Below are 18,059 nucleotides of genomic sequence, written 5' to 3' on the forward strand. Positions count from 1 at the left end.
GGCTCGGCGCCGAGGGCCTGCGCCCCCTCGCGTCCTCCGCCGAGAGCGGCCGTCGGGGCGCGTCGCACCTGCGCGTCGTGAAATAGAGGCGCGCGTGACGCCGTCCGCCTTCATCGAAGAAGCCGATCTCCATGCGCTCGTCGACGGAGAGCTCGATCCCGAACGGCGTCGCAAGGTCGAGGACCATCTTCTCCAGCATCCAGAGGACGCGGCGCTCGTCGAGGGCTGGCGGCGCCAGAACGCGGCGCTGCGCGCCGGGGCGGTCGAAATCCGCCGCCAGAGCGGCGCTATTCTCGCCGCCAACGCGCTCGACGTCGCCGAGGCGAAGGCGCGCGGCACGGCGCCCGCCTTCCTCGATCGGCTGACGCTCGATCCCGCCCGTGTCGAGGCGATCGCGCGCGGCCTCGAAGAGGTCGCCGATCTGCCCGATCCCGTCGGGCGCGTGCTGGCGCGGTTCGAGCGTCCCAATGGGTTGAAGATCGAGCGCGTTTCGACGCCGCTCGGCGTCATCGGCGTCATCTATGAGAGCCGGCCGAACGTCACCGCCGACGCCGGCGCGCTGTGTCTGAAGGCCGGCAACGCCGCCATCCTGCGCGGCGGCTCCGAGAGCCTGCGCTCCTCTAGCGCCATTCACGCCTGCCTGGTCGCCGGGCTTAAGGCGTCAGGCCTCCCCGAGGCGGCGATCTCCCTTGTCGCGACGGCGGATCGCTCCGCCGTCGGCGCCATGCTTGCGGGCCTCGACGGCAATATCGACGTGATCGTGCCGCGCGGCGGCAAGAATCTCGTGGCGCGCGTGCAGCATGAGGCGCGCGTGCCGGTCTTCGCGCATCTCGAAGGCATCGTGCATGTCTTCGTGCACAAGGACGCCGATCTCGACATGGCGAAGCGCGTGCTGCTCAACGCCAAGATGCGCCGCACCGGCATTTGCGGCGCGGCGGAGACGCTGCTCGTCGACAAGGCCTGCGCGGCGACGCATCTTGCGCCGCTCGTCGCCATGCTCATCGACGCCGGCTGCGAAGTGCGCGGCGACGCCGCGACGCAAGCCGCCGATGCGCGGGTCAAGCAAGCGAGCGAAGAGGACTGGCGCGCTGAATATCTCGACGCGATCATCGCCGCGCGCGTCGTCGATGGTTTAGAGGGCGCGATCGAGCATATCGAGACCTATGGCTCGCATCACACCGATTGCATCATCACCCGCGACGAAGAGGCGGCGCGGCGCTTCATGAACGAGGTCGATTCCGCCATCGTGCTGCACAACGCCTCGACGCAATTCGCCGACGGCGGCGAATTCGGCTTTGGCGCCGAGATCGGCATCGCCACGGGCCGCATGCACGCCCGCGGGCCGGTGGGCGTCGAACAGCTCACCTCCTTCAAATATCGCGTCCATGGCGAAGGCCAGGTGCGGGGGTGAGCGCCGTTTATTCGCACGGCGTCGGCCAGGGATGTCATTCCCGGCAGGCCGAAGGCCTGACCGGGAATCCAGAGCCGATCCACGAATGCTGGCCTTGCTCTGGATTCTCGATCGCTTCGCTGTCGCGAAGCGTCGGGAACGACATCCGGGCTGTTCAACCGGGTATGGCATGACGCCGCCCTTCCCGCGTCTCCCGCCTCACGCGCCCGGCATGCGCATCGGCCTTTTCGGCGGCTCCTTCGATCCGCCGCATGAAGGCCATGCGCTCGTCTCGCGCATCGCGCTCGCAAGGCTAAGACTCGATCGCTTGTGGTGGGTCGTCTCGCCCGGCAATCCGCTGAAGGACGCGAGCGAATTGCCGTCGATAGAGGCGCGGATCGCCGCGGCGAAAAAAATCCTGCGTGATCCGCGCGTCGCCTTTACCGGATTTGAAGCCGAGATCGGCGCGCGTTTCACTTGCGACACGCTCGATTATTTGCGCATTCATTGTCCCGGCGTGCGCTTCGTCTGGATCATGGGCGCCGATAATCTCTTGCAATTCCATCGCTGGCGGCGATGGCAAGAGATCGCGCGCAGCATGCCCATCGCCATCATCGACCGGCCGGGGGCGACGCTCAAGGCCGCAAACGCCAAGGCCGCGGTTTATTTTAAAAGCGCGCGGCTTCCCGAAAAGGAAGCGGCGCTTCTCGCCGTCACGCCGCCGCCCGCCTTCATTTATCTGCACGGGCGACGGATCGAGCGCTCGTCGACCGAATTGCGCGAAAGCTATTTGCGCTCGAACAACGGCAAGATCCAGCGCTTATAGGCCCAGAAGCTCAAAGGAATGCCGACGAAGATCGCGACCCACATCAGCGCCGAATTATCCGTGCTGCGCTCGTAAAAGCCGCCGCCTTCGGTCACCGATTGCGTATAGGGATTGCGCACGAAGAGCGTGAGGGCGAAGGAGCCGACGACGATGAGCGCGGTCGCGATATAAAGGCTGCGCGGAATGACGAACTTCGGCAGCTGGTTCTGCGCCGGCGGCTCGTCTTGAGGCATCCCCGGCGGCTCGTCCTGCGGCGTCAGATCGTTTTTTGGTTCTTCGGTCATGGCGAATTCTCCCGAGCTCTCGTGGTCCTGGCTCTTAACCCTTGGCCCCAATATAGGGCGTCGCTACGCCGTCGCGCCATAGACGTCATAGGCCTCGGCGCGCTCGATTTTCGTCGTGACGATGTCGCCGGCGCGCAACGGGCGCCGCGATGCGATAAAGGCGGCGCCGTCGATCTGCGGCGCGTCGGCCTTGGTGCGGCCCTTGGCCAGCGCGCCGGAAGGCCCGCCGCCCGGCTCGTCGATGATGACGGAAAGGCGCTTGCCGACCTTGCGCTTCATCAGCCGCGCGCTGATCTTTTGCTGCCTTTCCATGAAGCGGCGCCAGCGCCTCTCCTTCACGTCCTCCGGCACGGCGGGAAGGCCCAGCGCCTCGGCCGGCGCGCCGGCGACCGCCTCATATTTAAAAACCCCGGCGCGGTCGATCTCGGCCTCCTCCAGCCAGTCGAGGAGATAATCGAAATCCTCCTCCGTCTCGCCGGGAAAGCCGACGATGAAGGTCGAGCGCAGCGCAAGATCGGGACAGGCCGCGCGCCAGGCGCGAATGCGCGCCAGGGTCTTCTCTTCATTCGCCGGCCGTTTCATCGCTTTCAGCACATTAGGCGCCGCATGTTGGAACGGAATGTCGAGATAGGGGAGCACTTTCCCCTCCGCCATTAATGGCATGATCTCGTCGACATGGGGATAAGGATAGACGTAATGCAGCCGCACCCAGAGGCCGAGGTCGCCGAGCTCCCGCGCGAGATCGAGAAAACGCGCGCGCACATTGCGCTCGCCGAACATGCTTTCGGCGTAGCGAATGTCGCGGCCATAGGCGCTCGTATCCTGCGAGATGACCAGCAATTCCTTCACGCCGGCGCGCGCGAGCTTTTCGGCTTCGCGCAAGACTTCCGCCGCCGGGCGCGAGACGAGCGGCCCGCGTAGATGCGGAATGATGCAGAAGGAGCAGCTATTGTCGCAGCCTTCGGAAATCTTCAGATAGGCGTAGTGCCGCGGCGTGAGCTTCACGCCCTGTTCGGGCAGGAGATCGAGGAAAGGGTCGTGCGCGGGCGCTGCGGCGCGATGCACGGCCTCGACCACGCTTTCATATTGCTGCGGGCCGGTGATGGCGAGCACTTGCGGAAAGCGCTCGGCGATCGCTTCGGGCTCGGCGCCCATGCAGCCCGTCACGATCACCTTGCCGTTTTCGTTGAGCGCGGCGCCGATCGCCGCCAGCGACTCGGCCTTGGCGCTGTCGAGAAAGCCGCAGGTGTTGACGATGACGACATCGGCGCCGGCGTGGCCGCGCGCGAGCTCATAGCCCTCGGCGCGCAGCCGCGTGACGATGCGCTCGCTGTCGACGAGCGCCTTGGGACAGCCAAGCGAGACGAATGAGACGCGCGGGGCGCCGCCTTGCGGGCTTTGTCGTTCCTGCATGGCGCCCCTTGCCATGCGGCGGCCGGCATTGCAAATCGCCGGCGCGCGTTTAGGCGAGCAGCGCCCCGAGGAGGGCGTAAAGCGCGACGGCGGCGAAGACGATGGTCTGGATCATGAACGCATATACTCCGGCAGGCGCCCCCCGGCAGGCTGGGAGAATTAGAGTCGCCGCGCTTAAGAAATGGTTGAGGCCGCGCTTCTATGCGCGCCCAAACAGGGGCGTATAAAAAAACGCCAATCATTTCGGCGGCATGCAGGCGCGCGGAAAAGAAGATTTGCGCTTGGGCTGGGCTGCTCTTAATGAAATACCGCCTCGCGGGCGGAGCCGGGCCGGAGCCCGCTTTGGCGCCTGCTGCGGCGGAAATGCTCTTCAAAGAAAGCGAGTCGCCTTGCCGAATTCCATAGTGCTCGGAACGGGGTCTTATGCGCCGCGGCGCATCCTCTCCAACGCCGACCTCGAAAAGATCGTCAAGACGAACAATGAGTGGATCGTCAGCCGCACCGGCATCAAAGAGCGCAGAATAGCCGCCGACGACGAAGCGACCTCCGACCTTGCGGCCGCCGCCGCGCGCGAAGCGCTGCAATTCGCCGGCGTCGAGCCGGAAGACGTCGACATGATCGTCGTCTGCACGGTGACGGGCGATACGCCGACGCCCTCCTGCGCCGCCTTCGTGCAGGCGCGGCTCGGCGCGAAGAACGCCTTCGCCTTCGATGTCGGCGCCGCCTGCGCTGGTTCGCTCTATGGGCTGTCCATCGCCGACCAGTTCATCAGAAGCGGCCAGGTGAAGCGCGCGCTCGTCGTCGGCGCCGAGACGCTCAGCCGCTTCGTCGACTGGAGCAATCGCGAGACCTGCGTGCTCTTTGGCGACGCCGCCGGGGCCATTCTGCTCGGCGCGACGGAGGAAGAGGGGCGCGGCGTCCTCGCCGCGAAGCTGCGCACCGACGGCTCGATGACCGGCATCCTCGGCATTTACGGCGGCGGCAGCCGCCGCCCGCCCTCGAGCGAAATGCTGGAGGAGAAGGCGGACAAGATCAAAATGCGCGGGCGCGAGGTCTATAAGGTCGCGATACGGCTGCTGCCCGAGATCGTCGCCGAGACGCTGCAAGCCGCGGGGCTGACGGCGGCGGACATCACCCATGTCATCGCCCATCAGGCCAATCAGCGCATTATCGAGTCCGCGCTGCAAAATCTCGGCGTGCCGCTGGAAAAATGCTGGATCAACATCGACCGCTACGGCAATACGTCGAGCGCCTCGATGCCGATCACGCTCGACGAGGCCAATCGCGCCGGCAAGCTCAAACCGGGCGACGTGATCGCCATGATGGCGATCGGCGCCGGCATGACCTGGGGCGGGGCGGTGCTGCGCTGGTAGGCGCGCCGCAATAGGCGCGCGCCATCGCCCATAGGAATATTTCCCGCCGCTCGAAACGCGCGGGGCAAGCGGTCCGGGACGCTCCGGCCGCCGTTTGGCCGCAGCGCTAAAAAATGTCTTCGGCGCCGGCCTCGTCCCGGACACGGATCGCGTCTCTCCCGTCGCCTCCGGATTGAGGGATTTTTCCCCGGTTAGGGTAGTCTATCCCCGCGCCAATCTCGGATATTGGGCTCAGGCTCCTAGTTTCCGCCCGGGCTGATCCAAAGAGGTCTTGCGACTTTTGGGGCCCGGCGTCTCCGCGCGAAGGAGAAGCCTGAGTAGGCGACGCGCCGCCGGACCGGAGAACGCGGGTCGTTCGCTCCGCCGGATCCGTCCTTCGCCGACGCCGCCCGACCCGGACGGCGCCCTTGCCTTGACGAAGGCGGGAGGAGAATAGGAATTTATTCAGGAGATGTCAAGAGGCCTAGGGGGCTGCTTCTTGGCTGGTCGCCCGCGCTTCATTTGACTCGCACCGGCGCGGGTGCTGTCCCAATTTGAGGAGAGGTGTCCTAATTACCTACCTCTCTGTTTTATCGAGTAGGTGCCCTCTCAATTATCGGATAGCGCTCCAAGCGCGCCGATCTGGTCCAGCGAAAGGTTTTCGAGCTTCTCGGCAGGTATCCCGGCCGCGATTAGCTTGGCCTTCACATCTGGCGTAAGCGCCGCCATAGCACTGGCGCGCCGCTGCATTTTCTTGATGAAGAGATCGAGATGGTCCTTCAAATCACCAAAACTTTGCGGTGACAGCCCGTCCGGGAAGGTGATTACAACGTCCCCTTCATCGAGCGTAATAACCTCTCGCCGCATTCCAGCAGGAGGCTGATCGTGGAAGAAATTCATTCCAACCCGATATTCAGACCGCTTCCCGCCAACGGGCGCGGTGGACTCAACCCGCGCAGATTCCGACCTTTGCGATAAATTTTCCACCGGCTCATCCTCCGGCTCGGCGCTATCCGCCTCACCAGCAGAAATTTTATCAGCATTCCCTAGCTCAGCAAACTGAATATTGTCGAGATATATGGCTAAAAGTTCTCGGGCGTTGTTCTCGCTGTAACCAAAGTCAACCTTAAGCGCACTCCTAGCAATTGGTTCCGCTGGTGGCGCGGCCTTCCATTCTTCCCAAAGCGCCATCATGGCCTTTGGATGCAGCGCAAAGAACTTGTGCGCCTCGGCGTGTTTCTCCGGGCGCTCGTCCAAAAAATAGTTGCGTCCACGGTCTGAGAATTTCAATTTCCGGACATGGCCGCTGGTTACGGAAACAATCAGCCCGTAATAGCGGAGCGCCGCAATAGTCTGGATGCCGCCGCTAGCTTTTTCGCTATACCCCCAGATTTTCACAACATCGGAGGATATGGCCGAGTGGTCCCCGATCGCCGCCCATAGATCGCGAGCGCGATCAATAGCCTTACGCAGCGGGATAAATGGGAAACGTTGGGGCTGCTCGCGAATCTCTGCCATGACACTTCTCCTAGCAGATTCGCTCTATAAAGAACTTTATAGCTGCGGTCAACGGAACTTTATGGAGAAATTTCATAAAAAGTTCTTGCTAGTGCGCGGCGGCCTGCTAAAATACGAAAGGCTAGAGAGAAGAGGCATGAGAAGAGACAGAGCCCCGCGCCGGCTAGCCGACGACGCCGGGGCGAGGACAAAAGGAAGGGCCGCTGCCCCGATCCCCGCGAAGGAAAGGCAACGGCCCTGCGCAATATTTCCCCAGTCGTCTAATGGTAGGACGCCCGCCGTTACAAGTGAGGCAATCCAGGTCCGAATCCTGGCCGGGGAGCCAGCTATTGAGCGAAACCGGGGCCGTCGATGCGGTCCTAGTTTCACGAAGTAATGTAGCAGTTGTTGCTTACTATTTCCAGACTCGCTGAAAGCGGGCCACTCAGAAGGTGAAGAGAATGGCCTGAGAGTTGAAGGGGCCAAAATGACCACCGATTTTGCGACCTTCAACGTGGCGGATTATCTCGATAATGATGAGGTCATCGCGGAATATCTTACCGCCGCCGCCGAAGACGAGAACACTGACGTTCTTCTCTCCGCGTTGGCTGAAGTAGCCAAGTGCGGCTTTCTGTGACGCCGGTGGGTTGAGCCGCAGCGCCAACGATGGGTTGGTTTCCTCATCCTGAGGAGCGGCCGACGGCCGCGTCTCGAAGGACGAGGAAACCTTCATGCGCCCTCTGGAACGCGCCCTCGCGCTTCGAGACGGCTCCTGCGGAGCCTCCTCAGCATCAGGGCGCGAACAGCGATGGCGCTCTCCAGCGTCATTCCCGACAGGCCGAAGGCCTGATCGGGAATCCAGAGCAAATTCACGAATGATTTTTTTCTGGATTCCCGATCGCGCGCGACGCGCGCGTCGGGAATGACATCGAGGCCTATTCCCAAGCGCGCGCGTTGGGAATGACGTCAACGCCCCTCGCCACGGCGCCGTCGGGAATGACAGCTTTGCTTCGCGTTCGACAGCGACGGTTCCGCTGTCCCCTTGACGCGAGGCTGGCGCAGCCAATTTGACCCTGATGCGCCCCAGCGACAGCGAGGGTAAGAAAATGGCTATTTATCGCGTTCGTGAAGTCAAATTCATCGAGACCGAAGGCGGACATGTCAAGCTGAAGGCGCTGCGCGAATATGAGCGCGAAGCATCCGACGCCGCGAGCGTCATCGCCGAGGTCAACCGTTTCTTCGAAATGGAGTTGAGCAGCCCGAAGGCGCTCGACGTCGTCGATTTCGACGAGGTGATCATTCTCGACGACAAGGGCGCCGTCATTGCGCGCTTCGGCGTCGCCGACTTCTGGGAGAAGGAATGGAACGCCGTCGCCGCCAAAGGCGACGCCGCCCATCCGTTGGCCCGCTCAGCTTAATCTGGCGCGCCACGAAACCCTGTTTAAGCGCCGCCGCGCAACGGCGGCGCTCTTATGATCGGCGGCTGATCAGCTTCGCCCGCAGGTGTTGATGACGACCTCGACGCGGCGGTTCTTTTCGCGTCCCTGCGGATTGTCGGAGCCATCGGCGTTCTGGTTCGGCGCGACAGGCTTGCTCTTGCCAAAGCCGCGAGTCGCTAGCGCGTCGGGCGCGAGGCCGCGGCCGACGAGCGCATTGCGCACCGCCGAGGCCCTGCGTTCGCTGAGTTTTTGATTGTAGCCCTCGGAGCCGATGGCGTCGGTGTGGCCTTCGATCGTCGCCAGTTTTCCAGCGGCGCCGATGCGCTCCTGAAGCTCGGCGAGCGCCGGCGCCGCTTCCGCGCGCAAATCCGCGTGATCGAAATCGAAGAGGAAGTCCGATCCGACGCGCAAGCGCTCCTCGCATTTCGTGGTGATGACCTCCACCGCTTTCGGCGGCGGCGCGGATGACGCGACGGCCTCCTTCGCGGCCGCCATGGCGGGGCAGGGCTGCGCATGCGCGGAAGGAAAAGCGGGGCCGCCGATCATGACGCAAAAGGCGCCGGTCTCCTCGCCCTCGACGGTGACGCGAAGAACGCGCCGCCCGGAAGAGTCGATCGGGAAGCTTTTCGTCGTTTCGTCCTTGGCGCCCGACGCCGCGCGCACGAAGGCGGAAGCGGCGACCGCGCCGGAGCCGTCGAGCAGCTCCAATGTGAGGCGCCGCTCGCCCCTTTCGCGCCCCGCGAGCAGCAGTTGCGCGATAAGATCGCCGGGCGCGACGTCGATCGCGACATAATAGGAGCGCGGACCGCTCGCGCCCGGCAAACTCCCGGACACCGAACCCGTCGACGGATCGATCGCCGTCGGACGCATGATCGAGGTGGAGAGATCCTGGCCGAGGGCATGGGTCGAGGCCGCCGAGAGTGACGCGGCGAGCGCGAGGGCGCCGAGGGAGGCTGTCAATTTACGCATGGCGGGCCTCACTTCGCTGCGAGGGCGTCGCCGCCGAATTCGATCTTATACGCGCTCGTCTCGCCGCCTTGCACGGTGAGGCGCAGAACATGTTTGCCGGTGCGGTCGATGGCGAAGCTTCGCGTCGCGTCCGCGCTCGCGTCGGTGCGCGACAGATGATATTCCTGATCGACGCGTCCCTGCTCGTTGAGAAGCTCCAGCGACGCCCATTTCATCGCGCCGGGGCGGCCCGTCAGCGTGATCTGCGTCATCAGATTTCCCGCTTTGAGATCGCCCGCGAGATAATAATAGGAGGCGTGGGCGCCGCCCGGAAATTTGCCGCTGATGACGCCGTCGGCGGGGAGGGGCGTCGGGTTGAAATAGGATTGCGAATTGCCGGCCGCCGCTTCGGCCGGCTGCAGGCCCGGCGCCGCCGAGCCGCCGAGCGCGACGCGGAACGCGCCCGCCTCCGGCCCCTCCGGCGTGACGCGGACGATATAGCGCCCGCCCGCGTCGACCGGAAATACGCGCGTCGCTTCCCGGCCGTCGGCGCCGGCGGTGATGTAGTAGGAGTCGAGCTTGCGGCCCGAGCCGTCGAGCAGCGCGAGGGTGAGCGTCTTATAGTCGCCGCCGCCTTGCGCCGCGATCTGGCTTGCGAGCGCGCCTGGCTTCAGATCGACGGCGAAATAATAATTCGCCGCGCCGCCGCCGACGGGATAGCTCCCCGCGACGACGCCGTTAGAGGGCAGGGCGCTCGGATCGAGAACCGACGTCGAGAAATTTTCCGCATAAGCTGCGGCGGGGAGCAAGGCGCTCAGCAGAAGCGCTGAGGCGAAGTTGCGTTTGATCATCTTCATCTCCTCGGATCGAGTCTGGAACCGCCTGGGCGCGTGAGCCTAGGCCGGGCCTCGATCGGCGAGATGTGCTGCGCCACATATCGCGCGCGTGAGGCGAGAGCGGCGCAATGATGAGAGTCCGTTGCGTCTGCATGGGAAACGCCGCGCGCTAGCGCCCCGCGAACGCTTTTTCGACAGCGGCGAGGTCGATCTTCACCATGCCGAGCATCGCCTGAAAGGCGCGTCCGGCGGCGGCGCGATCTTCATCCATGAACATGCGCGGCAGGGCTTCCGGCACGATCTGCCAATGGATTCCGAAACGGTCCTTCAGCCAGCTGCACTGGATTTCAGAGCCGCCGCCCTGGAGCAGCTTCTCCCAAAGTTCGTCGGTCTCGCGCTGATCCTTGGTCATCACCGAGATCGAGAAGGATTCGTTATGGGTCGTCTCGCGGCCCATGTTCAGCGCCTGATAGGGCGTCCCGGCGAGGGTGAAGGAGACGAGCAGCGCCGGCCCGTTCGGCTCGCGGCGGAAGGCGCCTTCGAATTCCGATCCGGGGAGAAGCGAGACATAGAAGCGCGCGGCTTCCTCCGCCTGATCCTTATAGGCGAGACAGGTTCTGACCTTGGCTTGCATGGCTGGCTCCTTATTTCGTGTCTGTCATTCCCAACGAGCGATGGGGTGAAGGTTTCCTCATCCTGAGGGCCGCCGAAGGCGGCGTCTCGAAGGACGAGGAAACCTTCATCTCGCAGCACTGGGAGCTTACGTTACAGTAGCGGTCGAGGTTCGGGTCGGAGCGTCGCCCTCTGGAACTCGCCCTCGTGCTTCGAGACGCGCCTTTCAGGCGCTCCTCAGCATGAGGACGAGGATGTTTGCGCTTCATCCAGTTGCGACTCGAACGAAAAACTGGACAAGACCGATAAATGTTGATATCAACATAAATGCGCGCTGTCAAAGAAGTCATGCCGAAAAAACTGCCGCTAGAGGTCGTTCATGAGGTTCGCGACGCCTGTCTCTGCCTTGCGACGCAGCGCGCCGCGCGCCTTCTCGCGCGCCGCTTCGACCGCGCCTTCGCGCCGCTTGGCCTCACCAATGGGCAGTTCTCGCTGATGATGGCGCTTTGCGCGCCGCAGGCGCCGACACTGGGGCGGCTCGCGGATTTTCTCGCCATGGATCGCACGACGCTCACCGCTGCGCTAAAATCGCTGGAGCGGCGCGGCCTCGTGCGCGTCGCGGCGGACGAAGAAGACCGCCGCGCGCGAAGACTTTTTTTGACCGATGCGGGATGCGCCGCGCTCGCCGCCGCGGCGCCGATCTGGCGCAAGGAACATGGCGCAGTTGAGGCCGAATTATCGTCAAGCGAGGCGGATAGGCTGCGTAAATCTCTTAAGAAATTAGGGGCTGAATCCAAACCGCAAGCAAGGAGAGAAACTCATGAACGCCCAAGCCAATGAGGAAAAGAATTCCCAATGTATGCGCTCGGTCACGCCGCATCTCATTTGCGCCGGCGCGGCCGACGCGATCGAATTTTATAAAAAGGCTTTCGGCGCAGAGGAGATGATGCGCCTGCCCGGTCCCGACGGGCGGCTGATGCATGGCGCCGTGCGGATCGGCGACTCCATGGTGATGCTCGTCGACGAAATGCCGGAATGGGGCGCTCTGGGGCCCAAGTCGCTGAAAGGTTCGCCCGTCACCATTCATCTCATGGTCGAGGATGTCGACGCCGTCTTCGCGCAGGCCGTCGCCGCCGGCGCGACGGTTAAAATGCCGGTCGCCGACATGTTCTGGGGGGACCGCTACGGCAAGGTCGTCGATCCCTTCGGCCATGAATGGTCCATCGCGACGCATGTGCGCGATTTAACGCCGGAAGAAATCGCGGCGGCGGGACGCGAGGCGATGACGAAGGGCTGCGCCGAAGCGACGGCGTAAGGAGAAGCGGGCCGGTTCGCCGGCCCGCTCGCCTCGCACTTATTTCAGCGCAGAAAGCTCCGCGCCGAAATTGATGTGATAGGGCTGGCCGGCGATGACCAGCGCCGGCACGGATTTCACCCCCGCGCGCTCGGCTTCGGCGATGCGGCCCTTGTCCTGGCCGAGATGCACGATCTCGACGTCGAATTTCTGCGGGTCGAGGCTTTCGGCGAGCCTGCGCTCGGCGTCGACGCAGACCGGACAGCCGGCGTGGTAGAAGATCGCTTTCTCTGACATAGTGTCGTTCCTTCTTCGTGCTGCGAAGTGGGACCCGGGCGGTTCGTCGGCTGCAACCCGGCGAGCCGCCTTTCCTTTGGCGCCAGGCGCCGGTTATGCGGCCTTAGGGGACCGCTTCTCTCGCGGCGTCGCCAGTCGGCGCGCCGCGAGAAAACTTCAGCCAGATTTCTTCCGCCTCTTTCGCTTCCTCGTGATCGGGGCAGTCGAGACGCAGCGCCGCGCCGCCAAAGGCGGCGTCGACGAAGGCGCAGTGATGCGGCGCGTTCGCGTCGTCATGGGCGTAAGGACGGAAATGCCGGCAGGTGACGCATAGGCGCTGCGGCGCGATCGCGCCCTCAAGCTGCAAATTGCGAATGAGGTTGATGAAAAGCGCGAGAAGCTGCGCCTGTTCGGCCGGGTCGAGCGCGGCGAGCGCACGGTCCGTCGCGCCGACGCGCGTCTGCAGCGTTTCGTTCAGCGCGCGGCCGCGCGCCGTTGCAAAGATGAGCGTCGCACGCCCGTCTTTCGTCTCGGCGCGCCGCTGCGCGAGGCCCTTGCGCTCCAGCGCGGCGATGGAATCGGTCGCGGTGGGCTGGCTGACGCCCAGTTCGGCGGCGACCGCGCCGACCCGCGCGCCGCCGCGCTTGACCAGAAAATTCAGTATCTGCGCCTGCGTCGGATTGAGCGGCGCGTCGGCGAGCGCCGCCCATTGGTCGGCGCGTAGCGCCGCGCCGAGGCGCTCCAATCCGTCGCGCAATTTCCGGGCGAGGGGGTCCGTCTGCGTCATGCAGATAGATATATAGGAATCCTATTTAACTTCAAGAGCGGCGGCGTCGCGAGTTTTCTGGCCCTTTGCCGGCGAGTGGTGTAGGCATCCGCCCGCATGACCAATGACGACGGCAAAAAGCGCGGCATGTTCTCGCGCCTCTTCGGCAAGGGCGACGCGGCGCAGGAGGAAGCGCCGGCGCAGGCCGCTGCGCCGGAGGAGGAGGAGAAGCGCTCCTGGTGGTCGCGGCTCTCTGGCGGCCTCTCGCGCACCTCGCAGGCCATCACCCAGGGCGTCGCCGACGTTTTCACCAAGCGTAAGCTCGACGCGCTGACGCTCGAAGAGCTGGAAGACGTGCTGCTGCGCGCCGATCTCGGCGTCGGCGCCGCGACCCGCATCGCCGAGGCGATCGGCAAGGCGCGCTATGAGCGCGACATCGGCTCCGAGGAAGTGCGCGAAATTCTCGCGCATGAAGTCGAGCGCGCGCTCGCGCCGGTCGCCGCGCCGCTTGTAATCGACGAGAGCAAGAAGCCTTTCATCATCCTCGTCGTCGGGGTCAATGGCTCCGGCAAGACCACGACCATCGCCAAGCTCGCCGCCAAATGGCGCGGCGAGAACAAGAAGGTCGTTCTCGCGGCGGGCGACACATTCCGCGCCGCGGCGGTGGAGCAGCTCAAGGTCTGGGGCGATCGGCTCGGCGCCGAAGTGGTCTCGGGCGCCGAAGGCGCCGACGCGGCGAGCCTCGCCTTCGACGCCATCAGGCGCGCCAAGGAGCAGGACGCCGACATTCTGCTCATGGATACGGCGGGGCGCCTGCAAAACCGCGCCGAACTGATGGCCGAGCTCGAAAAAATCGTGCGGGTGATGAAAAAGGCGGAGCCGGAAGCGCCGCACGCCGTGCTGCTCGTGCTCGACGCGACGGTGGGGCAGAACGCCATGCAGCAGGTCGACGTCTTCGAGCGCGTCGCCGGGGTCACCGGCCTTGTGATGACCAAGCTCGACGGCACGGCGCGCGGCGGCATTCTCGTCGCCATCGCTGAAACCTACGGCCTGCCGATCCATTTCATTGGAGTCGGCGAGGGCGCGGAAGATCTCGAACCCTTCGCGGCGCGCGATTTCGCCCGCGCGATTGCGGGCCTCGAAGAAGAAGCAGCGGCGGAGCGGGAAGACATATGACGCAAGAGACGGCGGTCCAACCGAAGAAGAAGCTTAATCCCTGGGTAAAGCTCGTGCTGGAATTGGGGCCGCTGCTCCTCTTCTTCGTCGTCAATTCGAGATATGGCATTTTCACCGCGACGGCGGCGCTCATGGCGGGCGTCGTCCTCACCCTCGGCGTCTCCTGGGCGGTCACAAAACATCTGCCGGCGATGCCGGTCGTGACCGCCGCGCTGGTGCTCGTCTTCGGCTCGCTCACTTACTTCCTGCACGATGAAACCTTCATCAAGCTGAAGGTGACGATCCTTTATTCGCTTTTCGGCGCGGGACTCATCGGCGCGCTGCTTTACGGCAAGCTGCTGCTGCCCATCGTCTTCGACATGGCGATCCACATCGACGACGCCGGCTGGCGCAAGCTCACCTGGCGCTGGGGCCTGTTTTTCTTTTCGCTCGCGGGGCTGAACGAAGTGCTGCGCCGCGTGCTGACGACGGACGACTGGGTGAATTTCAAGGTCTTCGGCATTCTGCCGCTGACGCTGATGTTCGCGATCGCCCAGGCGCCGCTCATCATGCGCCATGAAATCCGCCCCGAGGACGAGGATACGGAAGCGCATTTTTGACTCGCGCGCCGCCAATCTGGGCAAATGACGATCGAATATCGCTGGCGTTATCGATTCGGTAACTATCGCCAGCCTTGGTCATTTAGGCAAAAATTTCAGTTATCGTTCTGTGATGCGATGGTCGTTGAGTTTTACGATCAACGGCGTTGGAGCGTTAAATCCTCGGCGGCGGTTGCAATTGCGGCGCGTTCGGGCGAATAAAGGCGTAGGCTTTACCGGGGGCTGTGTTGATTCCGTGCCGAGTCTCATTCGCTTTCTGATCGTTGTCGGCGTCCTTGTGGCGATCGGCTATGGAATCATGGTCATGCTCGTCTCTTTCGTGACGCCGCAGCCGCGCGAGATGACCTATACGATTCCGGCGCAGCGCCTCAATAAGTAAGGCCGTCCTTCCCGGCCCGCCGGCGAACCGCCGGAAACGACATCCGCGGATGTGAGCGCATGAAGCCGAGCGCAGCACGACAACTCGACGCCTTTCTCGACATGCTCGCGGCCGAGCGCGGCGCCGCGCGCAATACGCAGGACGCCTATCGGCGCGATCTTTCCGACTATATTGCCTATCTCGCCGAAGAGGGCCGCGATCCCGGCTCCGCGACGACGCAGGATTTGCGCGCCTATCTCGCCTCATTGGCGCCGCGCGGCCTCTCGGCGGCGACGGCGGCGCGGCGCGTTTCGGCGCTGCGCCAGTTCCACAAATTTCTCTATGTCGACCGGCATCGCGCCGACGATCCGGCGACTTCTCTCGACGCCCCCCGCCGCGGGCGCAGCGCGCCGGGCGTTCTCTCGATCGCCGAAGTCGACCGGCTGCTCGCCGTGGCGAAAGAAGGGCTCGACGATGAAAAGCGGCCTTTGCGCGAGCGGCTGCGCGCGGTGCGGCTCTATGCGCTGCTCGAGACGCTCTACGCCACCGGCCTGCGCGTCTCGGAGTTGGTCTCGCTGCCCAAAAGCGCGGCGCGGGCGCGCGATCCTTTCGTCGCCATTCGCGGCAAGGGCGGGCGCGAGCGCCTCGCGCCCCTGACCGAGCGCGCGCGCCGCGCGCTCCTCGACTATCGCAAGCTGCTGGAGGCGCTGGCGCCGGCGCTCGCCGCTTCGCCTTTCCTCTTTCCCTCCGACAGCGACAGCGGACATTTGACGCGGCAGGCTTTCGCGCGCGATCTCAAAACGCTCGCGGGCGCGGCCGGCGTTGCGGCCGCCGCTTTGCATCCGCATGCGCTGCGCCACGCCTTCGCGAGCCATCTCTTGCAGAACGGCGCGGATCTGCGCGTCGTGCAGGAATTGCTTGGGCACGCCGATATTTCGACGACGCAGATTTACACGCATGTGCTCGACGAACGCATGCGCGCCATGGTGCGCGATCTTCATCCCCTGTCGGAAGAGGCGAAACCGCGCTGAAGGCGAGACAAAGGCGTGGGGCGTGCGGCTTTTGCGATTGAATGCGAAGGTTCCGTCAACGTATGATCGCCGCCTGCAAAAATGATTCAGCGACGGGAGTTTGCGATGGCGATCCATGAGGCGTCGGATTTCAGGCCGGATGAAGAAAATGTCGCCTATGTCGGCGCCGGCGTTACGCTGAAGGGCGAAATTTCCGCGCCCGACGCCATTGTGGTGGACGGGACGATCGAGGGCGATGTTTCCACCCGCCTTCTTCTCCTTGGACAGGGCGGCGTCATTCGCGGCCGCGTCAGCGTGACGGAAGCCGACGTCAGCGGATGGATTTCGGATCAGATCGAGGTCAAGCAGTCGCTCGTCGTGCGCGCCACCGGCCGTATCGAGGGCAAGGTGAGCTATGGCGACATCGAGCTTGAAAAAGGCGCCGTCATCACCGGCGATCTGACGCAGGTCGAGGATCACCGCGCCGCGGCCAAACCGGCCGCCGCCAAGTTTGCAGCCGGAAGAGCGGCCGCGGCGCGCGAGGAAAGGCCGGAGCGGGCGGAGCGCATAGAGCGCGTCGAGGCGGCGCCGCCTCCTGCGCCGCAGCTTCCCAAGCCGTCGAACGCCTCGATCGAGCGCATCAATGAAGCGGTGCGCAACGCGCGCGGCGGGGGCGCGAAAGGCGCTCTCTATGTCGCCGCCGAAGGCGAAGGGCGCCGCGTCGGCGGGCGCCTGCTGCTTGGCCGCAAGGAGTCGGCTTAAGCCGCGCGCGCGGCCTTGCCCCGGAAAGGGGAGCGGTCTATAGAACGCTCCTTCCCGCTCCCTTCGTCTAGCGGTCTAGGACGTCGCCCTCTCACGGCGAAAACAGGGGTTCGAGTCCCCTAGGGAGCGCCAGTAAAAGCAAATTGTTATGATAAGCGGTTGCGCCGACGAGCGCTTCATGCCCCACATTTGCCCGATAAGTGTTGGCGGACGATAGCGAACTCTGAGAGACAAATGGGAAAGAGCGGCGCGCGGGGGGCTCCGCGATTCAATATTCATCAAGGATGTAGCAAGAGAAATCGCGCTCGGCGAACCGAGACGTCCAATTCTTGAGATCGTAGCGATAACCGGGCGGATAATTGGGCCCACAGTCTCCGACGTAAGACGCTCCCGACGCCGCTTCCGGCTTACGCGCGCTATCAGCCGAATACCGCGACGTCTTGCCGAAGACATAACTGGTTTCAGTCGCCAAGGTCAGCGCCAATAAGACCGCGCCAACCATGCGCCGCGCACTACCGGGTTTCATCCCATCCCTCTTTGCCGAGACGTTGGCGGATAGGTGTCCAGGCCGCCATGGCCAAGGCCCCTTCAAAAATAGGGCGACTGTCGCATACTTCCACTCGTCGGGCTTGAGAGAGCATCTTGACGATTGCCCCGTCGGCGAGGATCGGCGCTCGAAACCGGTTCTTTTCGAAATCAGTTTTCCCCGGCCGGGCGCGAGGCGTTTCATAGTCTATCAAGACCATAGATTATGTGATAAGCTTGCCTCAGGCACTGGGCCAATGCAGGGGGCAAATATGTCGTTTTCAAATTCCAGGATCATTCCGGCCGCGTTTTGGGTTGGCTTTCTAGCGCTTGGCTTCGCCACGAACCTGGGCGGACCAAGCAAGACGCAGCCGGCGAAAAGCTCCCTCATCGCCGAAACTGATGCGCCCCGCAGCGCGCCTAGGTCGGCGCAGGACTAGCTGCGTAAAGAAATCGATAATCACGCGGACGAATTCTCGATGCTCGCTCGCCCCCCGACGATCGCCGATCTTCGCGCCTATTTCGTGTGACGAGTTTCAGACATGGCGTTCACGGCGATGTTAAGGAGCGCGCGGAATTGAGCCGCCCTCTCCGCGGATACAGTGAAAATGGCGGCGAAAAAGCCTATCGAACCCGCAAAGAGAGCGGCGGCGATTAAGGAACTCACCGATCCGGCTATTTTGCGCGCCGGCGGAA

20 protein-coding genes, 1 tRNA gene and 1 pseudogene are annotated in these 18,059 nt (G+C 63.9%); 13 read left to right on the forward strand and 9 right to left on the reverse strand.

Annotated elements, in window-relative coordinates:
• Window positions 1-229 precede the first annotated feature (229 nt).
• Both V3H18_RS11970 and V3H18_RS11975 read left to right on the forward strand, forming a co-directional pair.
• A pseudogene (locus V3H18_RS11970) lies at window positions 230-1,411 on the forward strand (glutamate-5-semialdehyde dehydrogenase); the annotation flags it as partial.
• Window positions 1,412-1,580: 169 nt separating this feature from the next.
• Window positions 1,581-2,216, forward strand: coding sequence for a nicotinate-nucleotide adenylyltransferase (locus V3H18_RS11975; protein ID WP_332082297.1), 636 nt, complete (start codon window positions 1,581-1,583; stop codon window positions 2,214-2,216).
• Here V3H18_RS11975 and V3H18_RS11980 read toward each other — a convergent pair.
• Together V3H18_RS11980 and rimO are read right to left on the reverse strand one after the other, a co-directional pair.
• Window positions 2,177-2,500: a hypothetical protein gene (locus V3H18_RS11980; RefSeq protein WP_332082298.1), complete on the reverse strand. Its 324-nt coding sequence runs from the start codon at window positions 2,498-2,500 to the stop codon at window positions 2,177-2,179. The two genes, V3H18_RS11975 and V3H18_RS11980, sit on opposite strands and share 40 nt — an antisense overlap.
• A 63-nt stretch (window positions 2,501-2,563) precedes the next feature.
• Window positions 2,564-3,913: a 30S ribosomal protein S12 methylthiotransferase RimO gene (gene rimO, locus V3H18_RS11985; protein ID WP_332082299.1), complete on the reverse strand. Its 1,350-nt coding sequence runs from the start codon at window positions 3,911-3,913 to the stop codon at window positions 2,564-2,566.
• Between the two features lie 389 nt (window positions 3,914-4,302).
• On the opposite strand from rimO, the gene V3H18_RS11990 reads away from it, so the two are divergent.
• The gene (locus V3H18_RS11990; protein WP_332082300.1) at window positions 4,303-5,286 is read left to right on the forward strand and encodes a beta-ketoacyl-ACP synthase III; all 984 of its coding nucleotides are present in this window, start codon (window positions 4,303-4,305) and stop codon (window positions 5,284-5,286) included.
• A gap of 588 nt (window positions 5,287-5,874) precedes the next feature.
• Here V3H18_RS11990 and V3H18_RS11995 read toward each other — a convergent pair.
• On the reverse strand, window positions 5,875-6,783 hold the full coding sequence (locus V3H18_RS11995) for a hypothetical protein (protein WP_332082301.1): 909 nt from the start codon (window positions 6,781-6,783) through the stop codon (window positions 5,875-5,877).
• Window positions 6,784-7,249: 466 nt separating this feature from the next.
• Between V3H18_RS11995 and V3H18_RS12000 the strand changes: the two genes are divergently transcribed.
• Window positions 7,250-7,399, forward strand: a complete 150-nt coding sequence (locus V3H18_RS12000) for a helix-turn-helix domain-containing transcriptional regulator (protein ID WP_332082302.1) — start codon at window positions 7,250-7,252, stop codon at window positions 7,397-7,399.
• Window positions 7,400-7,868: 469 nt separating this feature from the next.
• Entirely contained in the window at window positions 7,869-8,180 is a 312-nt protein-coding gene (locus tag V3H18_RS12005; RefSeq protein WP_332082303.1) for a hypothetical protein, read from the forward strand.
• A gap of 69 nt (window positions 8,181-8,249) precedes the next feature.
• On the opposite strand, the gene V3H18_RS12010 is transcribed toward V3H18_RS12005, so the two are convergent.
• From V3H18_RS12010 to V3H18_RS12020, 3 genes are all read right to left on the reverse strand, one after another.
• The gene (locus tag V3H18_RS12010) at window positions 8,250-9,170 is read right to left on the reverse strand and encodes an OmpA family protein (RefSeq protein WP_332082304.1); all 921 of its coding nucleotides are present in this window, start codon (window positions 9,168-9,170) and stop codon (window positions 8,250-8,252) included.
• Window positions 9,171-9,178: 8 nt separating this feature from the next.
• The gene (locus V3H18_RS12015; protein ID WP_332082305.1) at window positions 9,179-10,000 is read right to left on the reverse strand and encodes a hypothetical protein; all 822 of its coding nucleotides are present in this window, start codon (window positions 9,998-10,000) and stop codon (window positions 9,179-9,181) included.
• Window positions 10,001-10,154: 154 nt separating this feature from the next.
• Window positions 10,155-10,619 (reverse strand): VOC family protein, encoded by a 465-nt coding sequence (locus tag V3H18_RS12020; RefSeq protein ID WP_332082306.1) that lies wholly within the window; start codon window positions 10,617-10,619, stop codon window positions 10,155-10,157.
• Between the two features lie 326 nt (window positions 10,620-10,945).
• Between V3H18_RS12020 and V3H18_RS12025 the strand changes: the two genes are divergently transcribed.
• Together V3H18_RS12025 and V3H18_RS12030 are read left to right on the forward strand one after the other, a co-directional pair.
• Window positions 10,946-11,437 (forward strand): MarR family winged helix-turn-helix transcriptional regulator, encoded by a 492-nt coding sequence (locus tag V3H18_RS12025; RefSeq protein WP_332082331.1) that lies wholly within the window; start codon window positions 10,946-10,948, stop codon window positions 11,435-11,437.
• Window positions 11,418-11,912 (forward strand): VOC family protein, encoded by a 495-nt coding sequence (locus tag V3H18_RS12030; protein ID WP_332082307.1) that lies wholly within the window; start codon window positions 11,418-11,420, stop codon window positions 11,910-11,912. The genes V3H18_RS12025 and V3H18_RS12030 overlap by 20 nt, the downstream gene beginning before the upstream one ends.
• Window positions 11,913-11,951: 39 nt before the next feature.
• Here V3H18_RS12030 and V3H18_RS12035 read toward each other — a convergent pair whose 3' ends face one another.
• A complete protein-coding gene (locus V3H18_RS12035; protein ID WP_332082308.1) occupies window positions 11,952-12,188 on the reverse strand; it encodes a glutaredoxin family protein in 237 nt (78 codons plus the stop codon).
• A 103-nt stretch (window positions 12,189-12,291) separates the two neighbouring features.
• A complete protein-coding gene (locus V3H18_RS12040) occupies window positions 12,292-12,954 on the reverse strand; it encodes a MarR family winged helix-turn-helix transcriptional regulator (protein WP_332082309.1) in 663 nt (220 codons plus the stop codon).
• A gap of 96 nt (window positions 12,955-13,050) precedes the next feature.
• Here V3H18_RS12040 and ftsY point away from each other — a divergent pair, with 96 nt between their 5' ends.
• The 6 genes from ftsY to V3H18_RS12070 all read left to right on the forward strand — a co-directional run bounded on the left by ftsY (window position 13,051) and on the right by V3H18_RS12070 (window position 16,970).
• Complete coding sequence (gene ftsY / locus V3H18_RS12045) at window positions 13,051-14,109, forward strand: signal recognition particle-docking protein FtsY (protein WP_332082310.1); 1,059 nt, start codon at window positions 13,051-13,053, stop codon at window positions 14,107-14,109.
• Complete coding sequence (locus V3H18_RS12050) at window positions 14,106-14,708, forward strand: septation protein A (protein WP_332082311.1); 603 nt, start codon at window positions 14,106-14,108, stop codon at window positions 14,706-14,708. The genes ftsY and V3H18_RS12050 overlap by 4 nt, the downstream gene beginning before the upstream one ends.
• A gap of 235 nt (window positions 14,709-14,943) precedes the next feature.
• On the forward strand, window positions 14,944-15,087 hold the full coding sequence (locus tag V3H18_RS12055; RefSeq protein WP_332082312.1) for an oxidoreductase: 144 nt from the start codon (window positions 14,944-14,946) through the stop codon (window positions 15,085-15,087).
• Window positions 15,088-15,146: 59 nt separating this feature from the next.
• Window positions 15,147-16,097 carry a tyrosine recombinase gene (locus V3H18_RS12060; RefSeq protein WP_332082313.1) on the forward strand — a complete coding sequence of 317 codons (951 nt, stop codon included), beginning with the start codon at window positions 15,147-15,149 and terminating at the stop codon, window positions 16,095-16,097.
• Between the two features lie 105 nt (window positions 16,098-16,202).
• Window positions 16,203-16,838, forward strand: a complete 636-nt coding sequence (locus tag V3H18_RS12065; RefSeq protein WP_332082314.1) for a bactofilin family protein — start codon at window positions 16,203-16,205, stop codon at window positions 16,836-16,838.
• Window positions 16,839-16,894: 56 nt separating this feature from the next.
• Window positions 16,895-16,970: transfer RNA gene (locus V3H18_RS12070), tRNA-Glu, on the forward strand.
• A gap of 136 nt (window positions 16,971-17,106) precedes the next feature.
• Here V3H18_RS12070 and V3H18_RS12075 read toward each other — a convergent pair.
• Complete coding sequence (locus V3H18_RS12075) at window positions 17,107-17,340, reverse strand: hypothetical protein (RefSeq protein ID WP_332082315.1); 234 nt, start codon at window positions 17,338-17,340, stop codon at window positions 17,107-17,109.
• Between the last annotated feature and the right edge of the window lie 719 nt (window positions 17,341-18,059).

Source organism: Methylocystis borbori, assembly GCF_036576025.1.
GTDB lineage: Bacteria > Pseudomonadota > Alphaproteobacteria > Rhizobiales > Beijerinckiaceae > Methylocystis > Methylocystis borbori.

Excerpts from the sequence above, each read along its gene's own strand:
- V3H18_RS12000 (WP_332082302.1), top strand. The coding sequence starts at position 7,250 with ATGACCACCGATTTTGCGACCTTCAACGTGGCGGATTATCTCGATAAT.
- V3H18_RS12065 (WP_332082314.1), top strand. The coding sequence starts at position 16,203 with ATGGCGATCCATGAGGCGTCGGATTTCAGGCCGGATGAAGAAAATGTC.
- V3H18_RS12040 (WP_332082309.1), bottom strand. The coding sequence starts at position 12,954 with ATGACGCAGACGGACCCCCTCGCCCGGAAATTGCGCGACGGATTGGAG.
- V3H18_RS12005 (WP_332082303.1), top strand. The coding sequence starts at position 7,869 with ATGGCTATTTATCGCGTTCGTGAAGTCAAATTCATCGAGACCGAAGGC.
- ftsY (WP_332082310.1), top strand. The coding sequence starts at position 13,051 with ATGACCAATGACGACGGCAAAAAGCGCGGCATGTTCTCGCGCCTCTTC.
- V3H18_RS12035 (WP_332082308.1), bottom strand. The coding sequence starts at position 12,188 with ATGTCAGAGAAAGCGATCTTCTACCACGCCGGCTGTCCGGTCTGCGTC.
- V3H18_RS12025 (WP_332082331.1), top strand. The coding sequence starts at position 10,946 with ATGCCGAAAAAACTGCCGCTAGAGGTCGTTCATGAGGTTCGCGACGCC.
- rimO (WP_332082299.1), bottom strand. The coding sequence starts at position 3,913 with ATGCAGGAACGACAAAGCCCGCAAGGCGGCGCCCCGCGCGTCTCATTC.
- V3H18_RS12075 (WP_332082315.1), bottom strand. The coding sequence starts at position 17,340 with ATGGTTGGCGCGGTCTTATTGGCGCTGACCTTGGCGACTGAAACCAGT.
- V3H18_RS12060 (WP_332082313.1), top strand. The coding sequence starts at position 15,147 with ATGAAGCCGAGCGCAGCACGACAACTCGACGCCTTTCTCGACATGCTC.
- V3H18_RS12050 (WP_332082311.1), top strand. The coding sequence starts at position 14,106 with ATGACGCAAGAGACGGCGGTCCAACCGAAGAAGAAGCTTAATCCCTGG.
- V3H18_RS11995 (WP_332082301.1), bottom strand. The coding sequence starts at position 6,783 with ATGGCAGAGATTCGCGAGCAGCCCCAACGTTTCCCATTTATCCCGCTG.
- V3H18_RS11980 (WP_332082298.1), bottom strand. The coding sequence starts at position 2,500 with ATGACCGAAGAACCAAAAAACGATCTGACGCCGCAGGACGAGCCGCCG.
- V3H18_RS12010 (WP_332082304.1), bottom strand. The coding sequence starts at position 9,170 with ATGCGTAAATTGACAGCCTCCCTCGGCGCCCTCGCGCTCGCCGCGTCA.
- V3H18_RS12015 (WP_332082305.1), bottom strand. The coding sequence starts at position 10,000 with ATGATCAAACGCAACTTCGCCTCAGCGCTTCTGCTGAGCGCCTTGCTC.
- V3H18_RS11975 (WP_332082297.1), top strand. The coding sequence starts at position 1,581 with ATGACGCCGCCCTTCCCGCGTCTCCCGCCTCACGCGCCCGGCATGCGC.
- V3H18_RS12030 (WP_332082307.1), top strand. The coding sequence starts at position 11,418 with ATGAACGCCCAAGCCAATGAGGAAAAGAATTCCCAATGTATGCGCTCG.
- V3H18_RS12020 (WP_332082306.1), bottom strand. The coding sequence starts at position 10,619 with ATGCAAGCCAAGGTCAGAACCTGTCTCGCCTATAAGGATCAGGCGGAG.